The 19,000-nt window shown below is 45.4% G+C and carries 17 protein-coding genes and 1 tRNA gene; 12 read left to right on the forward strand and 6 right to left on the reverse strand.

What is annotated here, in order from left to right; all coding sequences use genetic code 11:
- Window positions 1-16 precede the first annotated feature (16 nt).
- Complete coding sequence (locus H6849_03940; protein ID USO01221.1) at window positions 17-1,462, reverse strand: NADP-dependent isocitrate dehydrogenase; 1,446 nt, start codon at window positions 1,460-1,462, stop codon at window positions 17-19.
- Between the two features lie 179 nt (window positions 1,463-1,641).
- Here H6849_03940 and hfq point away from each other — a divergent pair, with 179 nt between their 5' ends.
- Window positions 1,642-1,896 carry an RNA chaperone Hfq gene (gene hfq / locus H6849_03945; GenBank protein ID USO01222.1) on the forward strand — a complete coding sequence of 85 codons (255 nt, stop codon included), beginning with the start codon at window positions 1,642-1,644 and terminating at the stop codon, window positions 1,894-1,896.
- Window positions 1,897-2,003: 107 nt separating this feature from the next.
- Window positions 2,004-3,338, forward strand: coding sequence for a GTPase HflX (gene hflX / locus H6849_03950; GenBank protein USO01223.1), 1,335 nt, complete (start codon window positions 2,004-2,006; stop codon window positions 3,336-3,338).
- Between the two features lie 81 nt (window positions 3,339-3,419).
- Here the strand turns inward: hflX and H6849_03955 are convergent, their stop codons facing one another.
- The 4 genes from H6849_03955 to H6849_03970 form a co-directional block, all read right to left on the reverse strand.
- Entirely contained in the window at window positions 3,420-4,682 is a 1,263-nt protein-coding gene (locus H6849_03955; GenBank protein USO01224.1) for a hypothetical protein, read from the reverse strand.
- Window positions 4,683-5,300: 618 nt separating this feature from the next.
- The gene (locus H6849_03960; GenBank protein ID USO01225.1) at window positions 5,301-6,329 is read right to left on the reverse strand and encodes a hypothetical protein; all 1,029 of its coding nucleotides are present in this window, start codon (window positions 6,327-6,329) and stop codon (window positions 5,301-5,303) included.
- A 171-nt stretch (window positions 6,330-6,500) separates the two neighbouring features.
- Window positions 6,501-7,760, reverse strand: coding sequence for an MFS transporter (locus H6849_03965; GenBank protein ID USO01226.1), 1,260 nt, complete (start codon window positions 7,758-7,760; stop codon window positions 6,501-6,503).
- A gap of 152 nt (window positions 7,761-7,912) precedes the next feature.
- Window positions 7,913-8,320, reverse strand: coding sequence for an outer membrane protein assembly factor BamE (locus tag H6849_03970; protein USO01227.1), 408 nt, complete (start codon window positions 8,318-8,320; stop codon window positions 7,913-7,915).
- Window positions 8,321-8,870: 550 nt separating this feature from the next.
- On the opposite strand from H6849_03970, the gene H6849_03975 reads away from it, so the two are divergent.
- The 7 genes from H6849_03975 to H6849_04005 all read left to right on the forward strand — a co-directional run bounded on the left by H6849_03975 (window position 8,871) and on the right by H6849_04005 (window position 16,968).
- Window positions 8,871-10,154 carry a hypothetical protein gene (locus tag H6849_03975; GenBank protein ID USO01228.1) on the forward strand — a complete coding sequence of 428 codons (1,284 nt, stop codon included), beginning with the start codon at window positions 8,871-8,873 and terminating at the stop codon, window positions 10,152-10,154.
- Window positions 10,155-10,325: 171 nt separating this feature from the next.
- The gene (locus tag H6849_03980; GenBank protein ID USO01229.1) at window positions 10,326-11,222 is read left to right on the forward strand and encodes a hypothetical protein; all 897 of its coding nucleotides are present in this window, start codon (window positions 10,326-10,328) and stop codon (window positions 11,220-11,222) included.
- Window positions 11,223-11,471: 249 nt separating this feature from the next.
- Window positions 11,472-12,347 (forward strand): hypothetical protein, encoded by an 876-nt coding sequence (locus H6849_03985; GenBank protein USO01230.1) that lies wholly within the window; start codon window positions 11,472-11,474, stop codon window positions 12,345-12,347.
- A 199-nt stretch (window positions 12,348-12,546) separates the two neighbouring features.
- A complete protein-coding gene (locus H6849_03990; GenBank protein USO01231.1) occupies window positions 12,547-13,128 on the forward strand; it encodes a hypothetical protein in 582 nt (193 codons plus the stop codon).
- Between the two features lie 425 nt (window positions 13,129-13,553).
- Window positions 13,554-14,135 (forward strand): hypothetical protein, encoded by a 582-nt coding sequence (locus H6849_03995; protein ID USO01232.1) that lies wholly within the window; start codon window positions 13,554-13,556, stop codon window positions 14,133-14,135.
- Window positions 14,136-14,560: 425 nt separating this feature from the next.
- On the forward strand, window positions 14,561-16,174 hold the full coding sequence (locus H6849_04000) for a hypothetical protein (protein USO01233.1): 1,614 nt from the start codon (window positions 14,561-14,563) through the stop codon (window positions 16,172-16,174).
- Window positions 16,175-16,269: 95 nt separating this feature from the next.
- A complete protein-coding gene (locus H6849_04005) occupies window positions 16,270-16,968 on the forward strand; it encodes an outer membrane beta-barrel protein (protein ID USO01234.1) in 699 nt (232 codons plus the stop codon).
- A gap of 208 nt (window positions 16,969-17,176) precedes the next feature.
- Here the strand turns inward: H6849_04005 and H6849_04010 are convergent, their stop codons facing one another.
- Complete coding sequence (locus H6849_04010; GenBank protein USO01235.1) at window positions 17,177-17,500, reverse strand: septum formation initiator family protein; 324 nt, start codon at window positions 17,498-17,500, stop codon at window positions 17,177-17,179.
- An 85-nt stretch (window positions 17,501-17,585) separates the two neighbouring features.
- Here H6849_04010 and H6849_04015 point away from each other — a divergent pair, with 85 nt between their 5' ends.
- The 3 genes from H6849_04015 to infA all read left to right on the forward strand — a co-directional run bounded on the left by H6849_04015 (window position 17,586) and on the right by infA (window position 18,995).
- On the forward strand, window positions 17,586-18,563 hold the full coding sequence (locus H6849_04015) for a rhodanese-related sulfurtransferase (GenBank protein USO01236.1): 978 nt from the start codon (window positions 17,586-17,588) through the stop codon (window positions 18,561-18,563).
- Window positions 18,564-18,645: 82 nt separating this feature from the next.
- Window positions 18,646-18,735 (forward strand) — tRNA-Ser (locus tag H6849_04020).
- A 41-nt stretch (window positions 18,736-18,776) separates the two neighbouring features.
- Complete coding sequence (infA, locus tag H6849_04025) at window positions 18,777-18,995, forward strand: translation initiation factor IF-1 (protein ID USO01237.1); 219 nt, start codon at window positions 18,777-18,779, stop codon at window positions 18,993-18,995.
- The last annotated feature ends 5 nt before the right edge of the window (window positions 18,996-19,000 follow it).

A 19,000-nucleotide genomic window follows, 5' to 3' on the forward strand; every position in this document is an offset into this window, starting at 1 on the left:
GATGGCTTCGTGTGTGTCAAGCCTCACCCTGGACTTTGGTGTAGAAAAGAGTATTTCCCTGCACGAACAATTTTTTGATTGTTGACCAAGGTAATGTTGCTGAAAGACCACTGAGGAATTGGAGGATGAAGGCATCAGAGAGTGTTCCCTCCAAGGACAGTAATCGACACTGCCAGGATGAGTTGCACGCTGGTTTCATCCCCACATCCGGATATACTTTGATTCCTCGATTCGCAATCATGGAAAGGTGCATGGGGAGACCAAGGCATGCTCGTTCTAAAATTCCTCCAATTTCTGTAACAGGTAGGCGGCTATCAATGAATACATCGATTCCCGTGCACGTGACATCTTTGGGTATGGTTATACTTGGTTTTATTTGGCGCATATCAATGGTTTTATAGGTGCGAGCAATCGCTCCCACCGGAGATTTTCCCAGGTTATTAATAATGCGATCGGTAAAGTCAGAGGTAGTTACACCCCCACCAGACTGAAAAACATCACGGGTCAGATATCCTTCTTCTAGGGTGACAAAAAGAGCATTTTCAAGAGCGGTTGCTGCGTGTATTTCTCCAATATGTCGCAACATCATTGTGCCCGAAAGAAGAACGGCTGTGGGGTTTATCATGTTTTTCCCTGCATATTTGGGTGCAGAACCATGAACAGCTTCAAAAATAGCAATATCACTGCCAATGTTTGCGCCAGGAGCAAACCCCAGCCCACCCACCAATCCAGAAGCAAGATCCGATAAAATATCACCGTTCATGTTCGTCATTACAAGACAGTCAAACTTTTCAGGCGATCGTACCAACTGGTGTGCGCAGTTATCTACGATAATATGGTGCGATTCAATGTCGGGATACTCTTTTGAGACATTTTCGAAAACATGCTTCATCATACCTTCTGTAAGCTTCAGAATGTTGGCCTTTGTTGCACAGTGAAGCGTTTTTCGCCCCTCAGAGCGTGCGAACTCATAAGCAAAACGGATAATTTTTTCACACCCTTCGCGTGTAATCAATTTTAATCCCTCAGCTGTTTCTGCGTTTGTCATATACTCAATGCCTGCATAAAGATCTTCAACATTTTCACGGATTAAAACAAAATCAATGGGGACATCGGAGTAAGGAGTATTGACGTTAGGAAAATTTCTGACTGGTCGAATATTAGCAAACGTTTCAAAACATTTGCGCAAGGTTACATTGGCGCTTTTTTCACCAAAACCAATGGGGGTTTCTAAAGGTCCCTTGAGCACAGTTTTATTTCGGTTGATGGAGTCAAGTGTTTCTTGTGGAATGCCTGTGGCAATACCCTTGTGAAAGGCCTCGCAGCCGGCTATGCATTCTTCCCAGATGATGTTAAGGCCTATGGCATCAATGATCCTGCGGGTGGCGGTGATCACTTCCCGGCCGATCCCATCTCCGTAAATCAGTGAAATTGTATGTGTCATAGAATTTAGATGAGTCATTTTCTAAACTTTACACGAGTAGGAGGCTATTTTGTGAAATATTTTATCTCTTTAAAGGAAGAATAAGAAAATTGACATAAAGTCAAAAATCATATTGCCTAAAATACAGAAACATGAGTAGAGTGGTTGTTGGTATTTGTAGATTTGTAATAAATACACCCTAAAAATATGGATAAATTATGTCAAAAAATATACAAGACCTTCAAGATACGTTTATGAATCAACTTCGGAAAGAAAGGGCTTCCGTTACCATTTTTCTGGTCAATGGCGTAAAATTGCAGGGGGTAATAACAGGGTTTGATAGTTTCACAGTTTTGTTGCGCCGCGAAGAACATTCACAGCTTATTTTTAAGCATGCCGTATCGACAATTTTACCCGTGGATCCTATTATCCTTAAAGAAATTGACTCTCTCCGTCTTAAAGAAATTACGTAATACACACAACCTTCTTTATGTAATCTCGTTTTTTATTGCGAATATTGTGCATCTTGCTTTCTATCTGTGATAAAGTTCTTCACGACGTGTAAAGAATGTGAGTATCGTTGAAAAAATCCGACGTTTCATTAGTATCGGTAGATAAAAACAAACAGACGTGTATCGTTATTCACCCAGAACATTATGTCCGGAAACCTTTGTACAGTGGCTATGTGTCATCGCGGACACATAGCGCCCAATTGGAAGAAGCAGAGGGTCTGGCGGCGGCTATAGATCTTCAGGTGTGTCATAGTTTTATTCAAAAAATCAGTAGTCCCAAGCCAGCAACCTACTTTGGTTCAGGATTCATCGATCATATTAGTGCGTTGGTGTCACAGGAAAATATTCCTGTTTGTATTATAAATACTACTATCTCACCGACTCAGCAGCGCAACCTTGAGAAATTACTCAACTGTAAGGTTCTTGATCGTACTGAACTTATCCTTGAAATTTTTGGTGCTCGTGCGCAATCCGCGGAAGGATCTTTGCAGGTAGAACTTGCATCACTACGCCACCAAATGACACGCCTTGTGCGCGCATGGACACACTTGGAGCGTCAGCGCGGAGGGCTTGGATTTATTGGTGGACCGGGCGAAACCCAGCTGGAAATGGATAAGCGTATGATTCGTCAGCGCATTCAGCGTATTGAGAAAGATCTGGCGAAAGTTGTTCAAACACGGGCGCTTCATCGCAAGTCACGCCAAAAAAACAAGATCCCAGTGGTAGCCCTTGTCGGCTATACGAATGCGGGAAAATCAACACTTTTTAACTATTTAACGCAGGCAAAAGTTCTTGAAAAAGACATGCTTTTTGCAACGCTTGATCCGACTATGCGGACGGTACAACTTCCCTCCGGGCGCTCCTGTATTCTTTCTGATACTGTTGGTTTTATCGCAAATCTTCCTCACGGTTTGATCAATGCCTTTCATGCAACATTAGACGAAGTGAACCAGGCGGATGCTATCATTCACGTGCGGGATGTTGCTCATCCCGATACAAATGATCAGGCGCGGGAGGTAGAGCGTGTTTTGGATGTTCTGGATATTCATACGCCACCAGAGCGTCGCTTGGAAGCATTAAACAAAAGTGACAAACTGCCTTTGGAAAATCGCCAAACTTTTGCTGATAACTCCCGACAGATAACAATCTCAGCGCGGACGGGTGAGGGGATTGGCCGATTACTACAGATGCTCGATGCCTGCCTCGATTATGATAGGATCATGATACGTGTTTTGTGTGATCCTGGAAACACTCGCCTTCTCTCATTTTTGTATAAGCATACTGCTGTGCGGGAGATTAGGGATGATTCTCATGCGCTCTCTGTTCGGCTGGCAATTGACCAGGAAATTTACCCATTTATTGCACAAGAAGTAAAAGTACGAGGAGGTGAGGTGTGTACATGATCTTCTGGAACAATATGAATGTATTAAGAAAAATACTACGGAGGAAAAACTCCCTCTTTTGTCCATAAGGTCTTTGTGCGATCAGGTTTGCTCCCAAAGATCAGGTGATATAAGAGCATGTGGTGCGCGCGCGCGCCGTGTACGCTCGGCATCAAATAAGGCTGTTGGCATTACATACGCTTTTCCACTGTTGCTGCGCAGGACAACTCCTGCTTTATGTTGCTGTAGTTGCTGTTGGGGTGCTAAGTTGAGAGCATGCATCCCATTGCGCAAGGTGCGCTCAAATGCCTCGTTACTGGTCCGGCGTGGATTTGCGTTGTGAATAAGGCGACGAATGGCATCTGGGCTGAGGCTGTGAGGATCACCCTTCTCTGGGGAATAGTCAATTCCCATCCGGATAAAGCGATCCCCTAGGTTAATTTGCAGGACCCTTTCCATATGCCGTGATGTAATTTCCTGTGGGTTTAAGGTGCTTTGATAACCATGTGGAGTATTAAGATATCCAACAGCGATCATTCCGAGGGAATCCCAGGAACACCCCGTTTCATCTTTGAACGCAAGGAGGGAGGGTAGGGCTGTGTCTGGAATTATAGGAACAATGTCACGCAAGCGCCTGGTCACATCACCACGGCTAACAATAGCACGTGATTTAAATAACCCTTTTGTCGCTGATGTCGAGGCAATCACATCAACCAAAGTATAATCGTCCCCGGGGTTTGATCGTGCTTTTCCAGAAGCAAAAAGGTATTCGGCATTAGTACCACGAATACGCGTATGAAAGTAAATAGGTTTTTCAATGGAGCTTAGATAAGCCTCGCCAAAAATTTTTTGAAGTGTCCGGGTGAGGCAATCCCTATCAAACACGTGCCTGGGAGGGAAACACAAAAACCCACTTTTGCGCTTTAATAAATCGGGAAGGTTGTTTCGTAATAAGTTTTCAACATCAGTCACAGTGCGGTATTTTCCATTATTTTTTCGTGAGAAAAAAGCAGCAGCAAGAAAACTACCTGCAAATGAGGCACCTGCTCCAGCAGAAAATAACTCACCAATAGGTAATCCTGCTGCTGCTTCAATATATCGCAACTCCTGAAGAGCTGAAAAGCTAGAAGTCAGACCCGGAGCAATATATAAGAGCTTGTTGATAACGCTTGGAACAAGAGGTTTTCCTGAATCTGGGGGTAGTACTGTTCTTTCAAGAGTGCTAAGCCCCCCTAAATGGACGTGCTCTGAGGAAAGTGCGGCTATTGCCATTGATGCGTTAATAGGATTCATAAATACCTGCAGATTGGTTGTTACCCAGAAAGCGAGTATTGTTAGAATAAGGACATTTTGAATAATAACCATAGTTCCCTCCTGAACATGAGCCGCAACTAGAAAAGTTTTTTATAAATCAATAAAAAAGCGGCGGTCTAGGGCTGTATTAATTGTAAATAATAAATATTAACGAAGCGTTAAATTTGACTTATTGGAAATAAAGACAATATTACAGTGACACAAGATCGATGTATATTTTTTATAATGTGAGTAAGAGTGGAGAAGGCGCATCGCCGTTTCTACCAACGAATAGCTATCATCAATATTTCGCTGTATGAAGCGCGTTAAGAATAAAGGAGTTATGTTCCGAAAGTCCTCGACTTTTTTTGTACCCTTATTCTTTACAACAAGCTTGTAATGATATGTGCATGAAAGAGGATTAGAGGCTTTAGTTGTGGGCCCTTGATTCAGGCATGCACAGACGCTTAAGGATCCCAGAAAAGCCATCCTCTTGGGAAGCAAGGAAAGAATTTGTACAGAATAAAGAACTACGATGATTACGCATCCTAAAACAGAAGCCCCCCATACGGAATACGGAGAGCATCTGATTGTATTGATAACAAGGTATGTTGCTTGTTCACTAATAGTGAACAGAGTACGTACTATTCACACCTTTTTCGTAGGCACACGACAGAAAGTGAGAGGTGATCACATCCAGTCATAGACACCCAAGTTTTCCGCACCAGAGCCTTCGGCATCAGTTGCTGGTTCATACCCCCCTGAATTATCGAAACTGTTAAGGTCATCGAAATTACCAATATCAGAAGCATCAGGACTACCAAATTCTGGGATATTTGATCCGCCCCATTCATTGTTGTCAACGCTACCAACATCGGATCCACCAAAGTCTTGAAAATCATCGAATCCCCCAAAGTCCTGAAAATTATCAAGCCCCAATCCTTCATGTTTCTCACGAATAATTTGATTGTTTTGGGCAGCAAGATCTTGCATTTCTTGTTGTTCTTTTTTCTTTTGCTCTATTGCCGATTGACGTGCCCTCATCGTTTCTGCAATTTGTTCCGCCTGTTGCTTAGCAGAATTGATGGCTGCTGTGTACGCGGCCTTGTTTTTGTTTTCAACCATACGATTGAAGTTTGATATACGGTTATTGTAATACATAATTATTTTTGGAAGAAGCATCCCCTCTGTTACCTGTTTACTTTTTAAGAGTGCGTTCAGGTAGTTTTTTATCTGGTGGGGATCACAACTTTTGAGGGCCAAAGGAAGCTTTTCTTTTTTTGCACCCCAAGAACGAAATTTTGTGGAGCAAGCTGCACGTGATGTCTTGGAGGTGACACTGGGATGCTGTTGAGCATGCTGGATAGCCTTTGCTAAATTCAATCCCTGCAAGGGCATTGTTGGAAGTGTTGGGTACATGGTGTATGCTTCCCTTATACCCCCTGGCAGTGTAGGTGTTTCCATGTGTTTTATCTCTAGTTTGGGAGGTACCACATAGTTTGAGTGAATGGGACCTTGACCCGAAGACTGTTGCATGACACTTCCAGAAGGCTGTCGGGCAAGTTGCCTATTTTGAGCAAAGCTCCCAGAGGGTTTCCGCACAAGTTGCCTCGTAGATGCAGGTTTCTTTTTTGCAAAAGGGTTCCATGCGGCATCACAGTGAGAGGCCGAAGTGAAAACAAATGACAGTGTGAGTACTTTTAGAATTTTTTTATTCATAGAATATACCATAAATTAGCGACTCTAATTACTGTATAGTTCTATTACTAATTATTTGTTAATTATCTGAAAAATAATAATATAGATACCTCAAACAATGAACCTTTGTGCGTTAAGGTTCCGCTGTGGCGTCCCAATGCGTGCAACAGTTCCCTGTTTTGTTGGCCCGCTCTAATCTGTGGTAGAATCAGGCTGTGTGTCGTGCTCTTGCAATGAGGTCACAGCAACCTCTGCTGTGACAGGTGATGTAGGTAAAGAAAGAGCAACCTCGCTTACCTGAGGGGATCCCTTGCTCTTATCATGAAATGAACGGTGAATAAAAAAGAACGCCATCGCAGCAGACGTACAGATATAGTAAAGTAAAAGACCATTTCGCCCGAGAACACCCATAAGCCCTGATGCAGCAACAGGTCCTATAATGCAGCCGATTCCATACGCAAGTAAGAGTCCTTGTGTTGCCTCAACCAGGTGCTTGCGATCCATTTGCGCGCAAGTGTGATTGATGCTTACAGGATAAAGTGTAAAGGTTGCCCCCCCTAGAAGCATGAATAAAATGGGTAACTGTACCTCCATGCGAACGGGTAGGGCAAGAATAATTGTGCAAATCAAGCACATCATGAGGCTCAGAAGATACATCACTTTACGCTTATCCATGAGATCAGAGACGTATGAAACAGGGTACTGTAAAACCATTGCACCTCCTATGATGGAAGCCATGGCATTGGCCAAAGCGTGCTCGCTGTATCCTGAATCTCCGAAGTACAAGGGCATTATAGAAAAAATAGCGCTATTAATGGCACCCGCGCCAAAACATCCGACAACTCCTGATGCTGAAATGGTATAAAGTTTTTTGAGTGTCAGTGCTTCTGGTTCGTGCACATCCGGTGAAACAATGCGTGTAATAGTGAGTGGTACAATGGAAAAACATGTCAACATACTGGCCATGCAAAATTGATTGAGGGAATTAATAGGAAAGAGTTTAATAAGAAGTTGCCCTGCTGCTTGTGATGCATAGAGCGCAATCATATAAAGCGCCAAAAACACACCACGTCGATGCAAGGGAGCCGCATCAAGAAACCAGCTCTCAATAACAATATACACCCCTCCCATGCAAAAGCCCACGAGGGCCCGTAAGGGAATCCATGTAAGTGGGGATATGTAAAGGCCTGTGCATAAAATAATTCCAGCAATAGTTCCGGCGCATGCCGTATATGCGCGAATATGTCCCACGCGCTTAATGAAGTGAGCCATAGTAAATGTTCCGGCAACCATCCCTGCGTACAGCGCAGACCCTGTCAAGCCAATAACCCATTCGGGTGCGCCAATATTACGAAGGCTCAGTGGAACAAGTGTTCCATAAAGACCCACACCAAGCATAATGAGTAAAATGCTAGCAAGAGGTGCTGAAAGAGCTGACAAAGAGGAAAACATGAGCGCGTATGAAAGTGTGTTAGGTTACGGTTTTACACGTTAGAATAGAAAGTGAAAGCTTAACATAACGTTAACAAGTAAATTATGCAGCCGAATAATGAAAAAAATCTGCTGTCGTTGTCATAAAGTCACAACATAGGGATTATACAGCATCACTTGTTGTGGCGATACTTCCCAAAATTGCCAAAAAGTTGCTGAATAAAAGTACTGCGGTGCCCGCTTGTTTTGGTGGATACAGGTGTTGGGGTTACACCAGGAATTGTGGTGCGCATCTCTTTGTCAATGCGGGAGAGTGTGCCATTTTTTGCAAACGTGAGGCGAATGGCTTGAAATTGAACAGTATCCGGGTGCATAAAACTTCTGCGTGTGGTGTGTTGATACGCATAAATCCATTGATTCTTGGCGAAGCTGTCAATAAATGTAGGTGATCCAAGCACTGTACGGACAGTTTCTTTGTCATCTTTTTTTACGTGTACGCGGGCAAGGTCTTCCGGCTCGATCATATGACCCCGGTGATCATGTGTTTGGGCACACCCTGCAACAATGATTAGAGTGCACATAAGGCCATGGAAGAAAAAACAACGTAATAACGTAAACATCACAATCTATCGATAATCTAATACCACCATTCATGCACGCTGTTTGCAAAAATGTCAACGCTTACGATAGTTCGCATGATAAATGAGCAGGCTATCTTTGCGTCATAGAATGACAGGCAAAAGTGGGGGCATAGGGGATATAGTTTTAGAAAAAAGAGATGGCCTTGGTGTGGGCAATGATTATCTGTGGGCATTTTCCCAATTGACTGATGGGATGGGGTGTCCTAAGACTGACTGAATGCCCTTTGCTGTGTGTGGTTATAAAAACATCGGTCAACATCTTTCTCCCCCTCTACGATACCCCCTGCTTTTAGAGTGTTATCAGGACTGTTTGTAAACAGAAAATACTCTCCTTCTTGTCACAAACCCACGCCTCTTTTTGTTCAAAATTTTCTCAGTGTGGTAGAATACGTATGAAAATACGTAATAATAAGTATTGATTATTAAATATTTCATTTTGGTAAATATTAATTTATAGTAAATATATTAAAACAAAAAAGAAAGCGCGAAAATGAAAAATAAAATAAACTTTATTTGTTGCTCAGGTTTTTTGATTTCCCTTACTTGTGCGAGTAACTTACACAACCTAGAAAATAATGGCTCTTCCAGAGCAATAATAGAAGATACGCCTGTTGTTTCACGCACTTCTCCCCCTGACCTTTTTGCCCCGAGTGGTCTCGTTTTTTCTGTTTTTCAATCCAGTCCACAGGTGTCGCTGCCTCGTCATCGTTTTCCGGCTTCGGCTGTGAGGGGTCCTGCAGGGGTGGGTAATCCTGAAGCACCTGTTATGCCTGTTATGCCCGACTATCCTACAGAAGGGGTGGGTAATCCTGAAGCACCTGTTATGCCTGACTATCCTACAGATTTTATTCCCTGCAGCAGTGGTTTTCCTGCATCGAGTGATACAGGCCTTGCTAGTGCTACAGGCTCTATAATGGGTTCGAGTTTTCGTAGGGCGGATGTCTCCGACTCGATGAGAGAAAACTCTTCGCGTGGTTCTTCAGATCTGCTTCAAGTGAGCCGTGGGGATATGGTGGACTTGCAAAAAGAAGTCACTCGTCTTCGAGAGCAGGTTGCCTATTTAAAGCAAAAAGGTGCTAGTGCTACAGGACTTGCTAGTGCTAGTGCTACAGGACTTGCTAGTGCTACAGGCTCTAGGATGGGTTCGGGTTTTCGTAGGGTGGATGTCTCCGACTCGATGAGAGAAAACTCTTCGCGTGGTTCTTCAGATCTGCCTCAAGTGAGCCGTGGGGATGTGGTGGAGTTACAAAAAGCAGTCACTCGTCTTCGAGGGCAGGTTGCCTACTTAAAGCAAAAAGGTGGTAGTATTGTGAGAACAATCAATCACTTGATTAAAGTTATCCCTTCGGATTCTCCACAAAGCAGAGCGCAGGCGAGCTTTTCGGAGAAACGCGCTTTGCAACGGTTACCAGCAATGGCAGATCTGATGAAAGAGGTCTGCGACTTGAGGGAATGGAGGACTTCGCGTGCTTCTACGCCAACTGCTTCACAGGGTTTAGCAGGGATAAACTCTTCGGAGGTAGGCGCTGTATACCGGTTACCGGCCATCACCGATCTTAAAGAAGAGGTTGCGTTTTTGAATGGTGGGTCTGTGTTGGGTTTTTCTTCTAAAAGAAAAAGAGGCCACCCTGGGGAATTATCAGGGGCATCTGCCAGAGCGGATCAACGCTCAACCAGGCAATCGGCAAGCCAAGTTCTTGCTTCTGTAATGCAGGTGAGCGCTCCGAGGGAAGGATCATCTGAAGCAATGCCTCAATCCAGTGCAAAGGATTGATGTCAAAAGACTCTCAGGGTAGTTCAGAGAGGGCATTTGTCCAATCGTAGAGATCTATGATTTTTTTAATATGACCTGCGATCTCCAATAGTGTTTTTTTTCAATAATATTGGACACTAGTATTTTTAATAAAAACATACTTTTCAGAAAATTTTATAAAGGAAATACATAATGAATAAAATAACAAACATAATTACTGTTCTGGCAGTTGCGTGGGGAGTTAATGCCGTGAAGGCCAGTGATGCCGACCGCGCAGCGGCTGCTCTATACGATCTGCCAGAAGACCAACGTCTTGTGATTGCGGCGAATATTCTGGAAGCGACTGATCTAACCACGGCTGATCGTGTCGTGACAGACCTTCATAATAGCCGTTATGGTTTAAGAGGTTTAGCAGTTGGGGTGGCTACTGTTGAAGATTCACCTGCAATCAGAAATCTTCAGGAACGCTTGGGTAATACATCTTATGACGAAGCGTGTAATAGTGCAGCGGTTAATGGCGCACCTCTCCCGAGTCGTCCATCTCTTGCGGAGGACTTATCCGCCATCGCAGAAAACATAGGTGGTCATCCTGCTTCGAGTATTGCTGTAAGTGCTCATTCTCTTCGATCATGGATTAATCCTGATCAGGATGCAACCACGGGCCTTTATGGTCTTTTTGAGTGCTTTGGTTGTGCGCTTGATACTAATCTTGCTACAGTTTTTGCTAAAATGCAGAGTGATATCGATCCTTCCCAGCCTATAACCCATGGAATTGAAGCGCTTCGATCAAAGTTAGGCTTTTGTGGAGATCCTACTGCTGTGGGTGGTGGCGGTGATGCGGCTGCTTCGGTTTCTGGGGTGCGTCCTTTAGTGGGTGTTGCTGATGCGATGACTGATTTGCTGGGTCTACCACCAAAAGTCACACAAAGTAGAGGCGTTTTTGCAGAAGGTGCCGATTTACATACCGTTGAGGATCAATTGCGTTATGTTCTGGAAATTCTGAAAAACCAAGAGGTCGATGGCGAAAAACCGGCATCGGGTGAGGTAACTATTTTTGCGGCGCTTGCGAAGCTTCATAGACTAGGATAGAGCAAGCTCGTTTAGATAATACATTGAACGACAAAAGCGTGTCACGTGGTTATTCCGTCCCTTTGGGGCGGAGCCTGGTGGGAAGCATGCTAACACGTGATCATGTTAACACGTGATAAAGACAAGCAGGTATTGTGTAACCCCCACAATACCTGTTTTTTTGTATATAAAATCACTTTTCTCTTTGACGTGTTTGGTTATCATGAAATCAATGATATTGATGTATAAGGTCCTCATCAAAAAAATCTCATGAAAAAATGGCATCTTGTTTTTCCTATTATTTTCCTGATTGTCGGTTTGATGCCAGCGCACGCCAGCCAAATGGAGAATTCTGGGCTGTCGTACCGGGAGTTCTCTGATCGCATCGCGGTCCTTCGCTCTACCCTTGATAGTGCTGATAGTGCGCTGGAAACCCTTGCAGATCTTCGTGCCAGAGTTTCCAGATTTCATAGCGACATTAGCCGTGCCCGTGATGTCTTGGGGGTGGTCGATGTATTCTTTGGGCACATTACGGCCCGTGAATTTTTGCGTGAGTGTGATCCAGACGAGCGTGCGGTGCGTATCGCTGAACTTCATACAACTTTTGACCACGTGCATGAGGGTTTGCGAATCGCCGATACTCTTGCGCAGGGGATTGCGTCTTTTGATGATGGGTTTTCCTATGCAAAAAAAGCACTAGATACTATCCATGATGCAGTGACGGGCATTGCCAGAGATGCTGAGTATCTTGCTGTGTGTAATTTTCTTCTTGAAAAAGATGAGGCCATATTTGCGGGGATTAGGGCTGATCTTGATGATGTGCGTGTTGAAGTAGAAAATTTGCGCAAAATGACTCAGTACCTTGCCTCTGTCCAGCGTATCACTGCGGTGAACAACTGCCTTTATGAAGCGTACGATGCCCTGGGCAGGGGGGATGCATGGGTTGTGCGTCTACACGCGTTTAACCGCAGCCTTGACAATGCTTCAGCAGAAGGGCCCCCTGCGGATATGGGAACGATTAGTGCCGCGTGTGAGGCTGCTGATGGTGCTTTGCGTGTGGTGCATATCTTTTGTGAGAACATTGAGGCACTAAACGATATGCTTGCTACTTGGACCCGGCGAGATTCATCATCGAAGCCTAAGTAATCCTCTGAGTAACTCTCCGGAGTAATGCTTAGTACGTGAGGTGCGTTAAGTATTTGGGGTGATTGGATAATCGCATAGTGCATTATTAGTGCATTATTAATGAATATTTTGCATCAACGCTATTTGTTTTAGTGTTTTTGTTTTTCTTGCGAACCTTGCTATTAATAACTTCTGTGAATAGAAATACAAAAGGAAAAAAATGAAAAACACAACAATGATGGCCGCTGTTCTAACAGCAGCCCTGGGTGTCAACACCGTGACAGCAAGCTCAGGCTATATGGAATTGTATGCGGAAGCTTATTTAGCGCGCGCCACTCCAGCGGCCCGGATAGAAGTGGCTGCTAAGGTGCTTGATCAGGGTGATGAAGCGGCGGTTGATGCGGCTGTGACAACCATTCGCGCTAACCGCTATGGCGTGGTGGGAGCGGTGCCCCTTGGGAAAACGATCATTGATCAGGATGTCTTGGATTCCCTCACGGCCAAGGCGTATAGAGTCACAGATCTAGAGGCAGAAATGAAGGCCCTTAGAGTTCATAACACCCACTTGCGGAGGTTATTGCAGGCATTGGATGCCAGTGTTGGATCTGATGTTGACTTCAGTGTTGGATCTGATGTTGACTTCAGTGTTGATGCTGGCGGTTCTGTCAGCGCAGATGCGGGAAATCCTGGTGTGCGTGTTCGCCTGAGTGATGCTGAGTATGAAACTGATGATGACGCTGCTCAGGCCGCTAGAGGGGACTCTGGCGATACGGATGATTTTGCCATATCAAAACCTGAGTAATCCTCTTGATTAATCCTAAGAGTACTCCCCTGAGTAACTCTCCGGAGTAATGCTTAGTACGTGAGGTGCGTTAAATATTTGCGCTGATTGGGTAATCGAATGACCTAACCAACGATATAACGGTATAGTGTGTCCAAATAGTGCATCTAATAATTCCCCCATAATCCCCAGAAAACTTTTTGTGGGGATTATGGTGCGTATATATTTTTACATACAGGATTCACAGGGCAATGAAACGAAAGCGTGGGGCAAAAAGTAACAAAGAACATGTGCTTCTATGCCACCGTCTGCCGCGTACGACCATTCGGGCAGCAGTGCATGCTCTTTTGTCATAAAATTCATTTAATATTGTGGCTTGCGCTTTGGTGATAGGGTTGTTAAAAAGACATTGATAAAATTTTATTAAAAAACTGTAAGGAAAAGAAATGAAAAACACAACAATGATGGCCGCTGTTCTAACAGCAGCCCTGGGTGTCAACACCGTGACAGCAAGCTCAGGCTATATGGAATTGTATGCGGAAGCTTATTTAGCGCGCGCCACTCCAGCGGCCCGGATAGAAGTGGCTGCTAAGGTGCTTGATCAGGGTGATGAAGCGGCGGTTGATGCGGCTGTGACAACCATTCGCGCTAACCGCTATGGCGTGGTGGGAGCGGTGCCCCTTGGGAAAACGATCATTGATCAGGATGTCTTGGATTCCCTCACGGCCAAGGCGTATAGAGTCACAGATCTAGAGGCAGAAATGAAGGCCCTTAGAGTTCATAACACCCACTTGCGGAGGTTATTGCAGGCATTGGATGCCAGTGTTGGATCTGATGTTGACTTCAGTGTTGGATCTGATGTTGACTTCAGTGTTGATGCTGGCGGTTCTGTCAGCGCAGATGCGGGAAATCCTGGTGTGCGTGTTCGCCTGAGTGATGCTGAGTATGAAACTGATGATGACGCTGCTCAGGCCGCTAGAGGGGACTCTGGCGATACGGATGATTTTGCCATATCAAAACCTGAGTAATCCTCTTGATTAATCCTAAGAGTACTCCCCTGAGTAACTCTCCGGAGTAATGCTTAGTACGTGAGGTGCGTTAAATATTTGCGCTGATTGGGTAATCGAATGACCTAACCAACGATATAACGGTATAGTGTGTCCAAATAGTGCATCTAATAATTCCCCCATAATCCCCAGAAAACTTTTTGTGGGGATTATGGTGCGTATATATTTTTACATACAGGATTCACAGGGCAATGAAACGAAAGCGTGGGGCAAAAAGTAACAAAGAACATGTGCTTCTATGCCACCGTCTGCCGCGTACGACCATTCGGGCAGCAGTGCATGCTCTTTTGTCATAAAATTCATTTAATATTGTGGCTTGCGCTTTGGTGATAGGGTTGTTAAAAAGACATTGATAAAATTTTATTAAAAAACTGTAAGGAAAAGAAATGAAAAACACAACAATGATGGCCGCTGTTCTAACAGCAGCCCTGGGTGTCAACACCGTGACAGCAAGCTCAGGCTATATGGAATTGTATGCGGAAGCTTGTTTAGCGCGCGCCACTCCAGCGGCCCGGATAGAAGTGGCTGCTAAGATGCTTGATCAGGGTGATGAAGCGGCGGTTGATGCGGCTGTGACAACTATTCGCGCTAACCGCTATGGCATTTCGGGTGCAGGGGGACAGGTCATGCCCGCGGGTGTGCTGTCGGCGACTGATGTTCAGGCCGCCCAAGCTGACATTGGTGGTGGTGCTGATCTTGTGACGAATGCTGCGGCACTCCATCAACTCACTGGTGATGCAGATGCGACAACAGGTGTGACAGCCGCCCAAGCTGACATTGGTGGTGGTGCCGCTGATCTTGTGACCAATGCTGCTACTCTTCATCAACTTACTGGTGATGCAGATGCAACAACGGGTGTGACAGCCGCCCAAGCTGACATTGGTGGTGGTGCCGCTGATCTCGTGGCGAATGCTGCTGCGCTTCATCAACTTACTGGTGATGCAGATGCAACAACGGGCGTGACGACCGCTCAAGCTGATATTGGTGGTGGTGCCGCTGATCTTGTGACGAATGCTGCTGCGCTTCATCAACTTACTGGTGATGCAGATGCAACAACGGGCGTGACAGCCGCGCAAGCTGCAATTGGTGGTAGTGCTGATCTTGTGACGAATGCTGTTGCGCTTCAATCAGCCATTGATCCTGGTCAGGATGCAACAACTGGTGTGACAGCCGCCCAAGCTGACATTGGTGGTAGTGCCGCTGATCTTGTGGCGAATGCTGCTGCGCTTCATCAACTTACTGGTGATGCAGACGCGACAACAGGTGTGACAGCCGCGCAAGCTGCAATTGGTGGCAGTGCTGATCTTGTGACGAATGCTGTTGCTCTTCAATCAGCCATTGATCCTGGTCAGGATGCAACAACTGGTCTTCAGGGTGTTAAAACAACACTAGGTGATATCGGTAGGGCTGTTTTTGCTCATTATCAAGCAGCAGATGCGACCGCTCAGAAAGCTTTGACTGATGCCGCTCAGGCTGCGCAGGCTGCTCAGGCCGCTCAGGACGCCTTGGCTATTGCCGATCAGGCCGCTCAGGACGCTCAGGCTCAGGCTGCTCAAGCCGCTCAGGCTGCTCAGGCTGCTCAGGCTGCTCTGGACAACTTCCAGGGAACTGTTGGAAGCAAAAAGTGGGGGACCCTAGGTAAAGCCGCTAAGGACGCTAAGGACGCTCAGGACGCTCAGGCTCAGGCTGCTCAGGCCGCTCAGGTTCAGGCCGCTCAGGCCGCTCAGGCCGCTCAGGTCGCTCAAGCCGCTCAGGCTCAGGCCGCTCAGGCTGCTCAGGACGCTCAGACCGATCTGGCGGAGGCACGTAATCGTATCCCACAACACCATCAGGCAAGTGTCATGGCTGGAAATGCGCCTTCCGGTATGAGTGCCATTGACGATCTTTCAGTGGTTTTGGCCGTGCTAAAGGCTTACAATCCTGATAGCCTGCCAATCGCTCCGGCTGCTAGCGCTAGCGACATTGTGGCAGCAATGCAGGCTCACAACATGATCGGATAATTTGACGTAAACCTAGATCGTGCCCGGATTAAAGATAGTAATCCGGGTCGATGATAAGGATATAGAAGACAAATAGACAAAAAAGGAACATACGAATGAAAAAACTACTTATTGGAATCAGTGTTGTCGGAATAGGTGTTGCGCATGCGGCATCTTTCGATGGCATTCACGTGGGGGTTCAGGGCGGCTATGGCGGAACAAAGGGAAAAGTTCAATCATATGAGTACTCTACGAATAAACCTATGGCGAAATCCGAATTAAATCCCATGGGGTTCGAAGGCGGATTTTCACTGGGGTACCTGCACAATGTGGGGTCAAACGTTCACGTTGGTATTGATTGCGAAGCAAACATTCCCACGGGCAAGGCCCAAAATACCTTTGATGTTCTGGTTACCGATAAGGCATTCACACTCAAGACCAAAAATAAGATGAGTTATGCAGGATCGTTGGTTTTGGGATATGCCTTTGGCAATGCGATGCCGTATGTAAAATTAGGGTACGGAATGCACAAGTATAGCCTTGACCTCGCCCGACGCGTGGGGGGAATCCTTCCTCTTCCTGCCTATAATGCGAAGAAAACAAAAACCCTCTCTGGGTTTCGTGTGGCCTTGGGATCGCAAATAGCCCTATCGGACTGCGTGCTGATGGGTTTTGAATATGGTCACACACTGTTGTCCAAAAAACTGACAATTTCTGATGATGGTGCCGCTGGCCCAAACTCACGTAAGTTTACGCTGAAGCCATCCGCAGCCCAATCATTTAAGCTACGTCTTACCTATCGTTTCGGTATGTAACGTGGGTATATGAAAAAAGTATTGCTTGTTTGTGTTGATGAGCAATACCCAGAAAAAAAGCCTCGGGTGATCCGGGGCTTTTTTGCCTTGTGTGTATTATGCGTGTGTATTAGTTTTTATTGCGTGTATGGGAAAAGGGATTGCTTCTTTTTTGAAGGGGGGATCACCGATGATGTGGCTGGTTCTAATGTCTGTGTCTTTTTTTTGTCTATGTGCGGGGCTGGGTATCATAAACAATCATAATTTCATCAGGAAGAGCCAACCCGAGAGAAGCCTTCGCCCGTTCGCTAATTAAATCATGGCTTGCGGTTTTCCCTTTTAACAAAGATACACGGTGTTGCAAGTGTTGTTCTTCTGTACGTAACTCATCAAGGTGTATACGCCGCAATTCGACGTGATTTGTTAAATTGCGCCAGGCTAAGAATCCCCGTGATCCGCTGACCAAATGGTACGCAAAATACATAAAGATCCCAGCCCCAAAAATGGGCCAAATCAACCGTTGGGTACGCCTGCGTATTTCACGTAAAAACATTGCGATTCATCACGACTTATCGTAAAAAGTATAGGCTATTTTTGCAACCAACGATAGAAGGTTTCGTAACTTAAGGGTGATATCTATGGATACTAATCATACGGACACTGTTTTGCACAAGGAGCGCAATCAGGAATCCTTGATAACCGTTTGTGCTTACTACAAATTTCAGCCAGTTGCTGATCCGGAAAGAATGCGCGAAAAACTGCGGCGTTTGTGTAAAAAACATATAATTAAGGGTTTAACTCTTCTGGGAACAGAGGGAATTAACGGCACAATGGCGGGCTCAGATGCCGCGATGAAGGCTTTTCGTGCTTTTATTGAGGATGATCTCGGCTTTGCTCCGCTTGATTGGAAAGTAGCCTATACTTCTCAAATGCCGTTTATGCGTCTTAAAATCAAAGTAAAGAACGAGATTTGCACCAGTGGTGTGCCTACTGAGGCTAACCCAATACAAGGCGTGGGTATTTATACAGATCCCAAGGAATGGAATGCCCTCATTACGCGGGATGATACTGTTGTCGTGGATGTTCGCAATGATTTTGAGGTTCAAATGGGTACCTTTGCTCATGCACGCAATCCTCACACAACAAGTTTTCGTGAATTCGCGGCATACGTGGATAAAGAGCTTAGTGCTTATAAAGACACACCGATTGCGATGTGTTGTACAGGTGGTATTCGGTGCGAAAAATCGACGGCTTATCTGAAGGCCAAGGGCTTTCAACACGTTTACCATTTAAAGGGAGGAATTTTGCGCTATCTCGAAGAAATGCCTAAGGAGCAATCGCTATGGTCGGGCGAGTGTTTCGTCTTTGACGAACGGGTTTCTGTGGATCATGATTTGAAACCAGGTTCATATGAATTGTGCCATGGCTGTCGTTTGCCAATCAATGCGACACACAAAGCCTCCGTTGACTATGAAGAGGGGGTGTCCTGTCCCCAGTGTATCAATATCCGTACAGATGATCAAAAATCTCGGGCGCGGGAACGACACCACCAAATTACGCTGGCTAAGGCTCGCAACCGCTCTCACAGAGGGGATTGCAGCGTTATCGAGGAATGAGAGAGATATTTCTAGATAAATTCATAAGTATTAACGAAAATAACTTGATTTTTTGTCGGTAATATTGATACTACACAAACACGGATGGGTGGCCGAGCGGTTGAAGGCACCGGTCTTGAAAACCGGCGAGGGTTTGCGCCCTTCGTGGGTTCGAATCCCACCCCATCCGCCACGTTGAAGTGGCTATTTGTTTTGTATTGAGTAGGAGTCACCTTGGCTAAAGAAGACGCAATTGAGTTCAGTGGTATTGTTGAGGAGTTACTTCCTAATGCTATGTTTCGGGTAAAACTCGAAAATGGCCGTGAAATCACCGCTCATATTTCAGGGCGCATGCGTAAAAACCGCATCCGGGTCCTTGTTCAAGACAGGGTTACCATTGAGATGACACCCTATGATTTGACCCAAGGCCGAATTATTTTTCGCGAAAAATAAAACTG

Source organism: Alphaproteobacteria bacterium (assembly GCA_023898725.1).
Taxonomy (GTDB): Bacteria; Pseudomonadota; Alphaproteobacteria; order JAUHZC01; family JAUHZC01.

Bases quoted from the DNA above. Each gene is read 5' to 3' on its own strand.
- H6849_03940 (USO01221.1), bottom strand. From the start codon at position 1,462: ATGACTCATCTAAATTCTATGACACATACAATTTCACTGATTTACGGA.
- hfq (USO01222.1), top strand. From the start codon at position 1,642: ATGTCAAAAAATATACAAGACCTTCAAGATACGTTTATGAATCAACTT.
- H6849_03955 (USO01224.1), bottom strand. From the start codon at position 4,682: ATGGTTATTATTCAAAATGTCCTTATTCTAACAATACTCGCTTTCTGG.
- H6849_03960 (USO01225.1), bottom strand. From the start codon at position 6,329: ATGAATAAAAAAATTCTAAAAGTACTCACACTGTCATTTGTTTTCACT.
- H6849_03965 (USO01226.1), bottom strand. From the start codon at position 7,760: ATGTTTTCCTCTTTGTCAGCTCTTTCAGCACCTCTTGCTAGCATTTTA.
- H6849_03970 (USO01227.1), bottom strand. From the start codon at position 8,320: ATGTGCACTCTAATCATTGTTGCAGGGTGTGCCCAAACACATGATCAC.
- H6849_03975 (USO01228.1), top strand. From the start codon at position 8,871: ATGAAAAATAAAATAAACTTTATTTGTTGCTCAGGTTTTTTGATTTCC.
- H6849_03980 (USO01229.1), top strand. From the start codon at position 10,326: ATGAATAAAATAACAAACATAATTACTGTTCTGGCAGTTGCGTGGGGA.
- H6849_03985 (USO01230.1), top strand. From the start codon at position 11,472: ATGAAAAAATGGCATCTTGTTTTTCCTATTATTTTCCTGATTGTCGGT.
- H6849_03990 (USO01231.1), top strand. From the start codon at position 12,547: ATGAAAAACACAACAATGATGGCCGCTGTTCTAACAGCAGCCCTGGGT.
- H6849_03995 (USO01232.1), top strand. From the start codon at position 13,554: ATGAAAAACACAACAATGATGGCCGCTGTTCTAACAGCAGCCCTGGGT.
- H6849_04000 (USO01233.1), top strand. From the start codon at position 14,561: ATGAAAAACACAACAATGATGGCCGCTGTTCTAACAGCAGCCCTGGGT.
- H6849_04005 (USO01234.1), top strand. From the start codon at position 16,270: ATGAAAAAACTACTTATTGGAATCAGTGTTGTCGGAATAGGTGTTGCG.
- H6849_04010 (USO01235.1), bottom strand. From the start codon at position 17,500: ATGTTTTTACGTGAAATACGCAGGCGTACCCAACGGTTGATTTGGCCC.
- H6849_04015 (USO01236.1), top strand. From the start codon at position 17,586: ATGGATACTAATCATACGGACACTGTTTTGCACAAGGAGCGCAATCAG.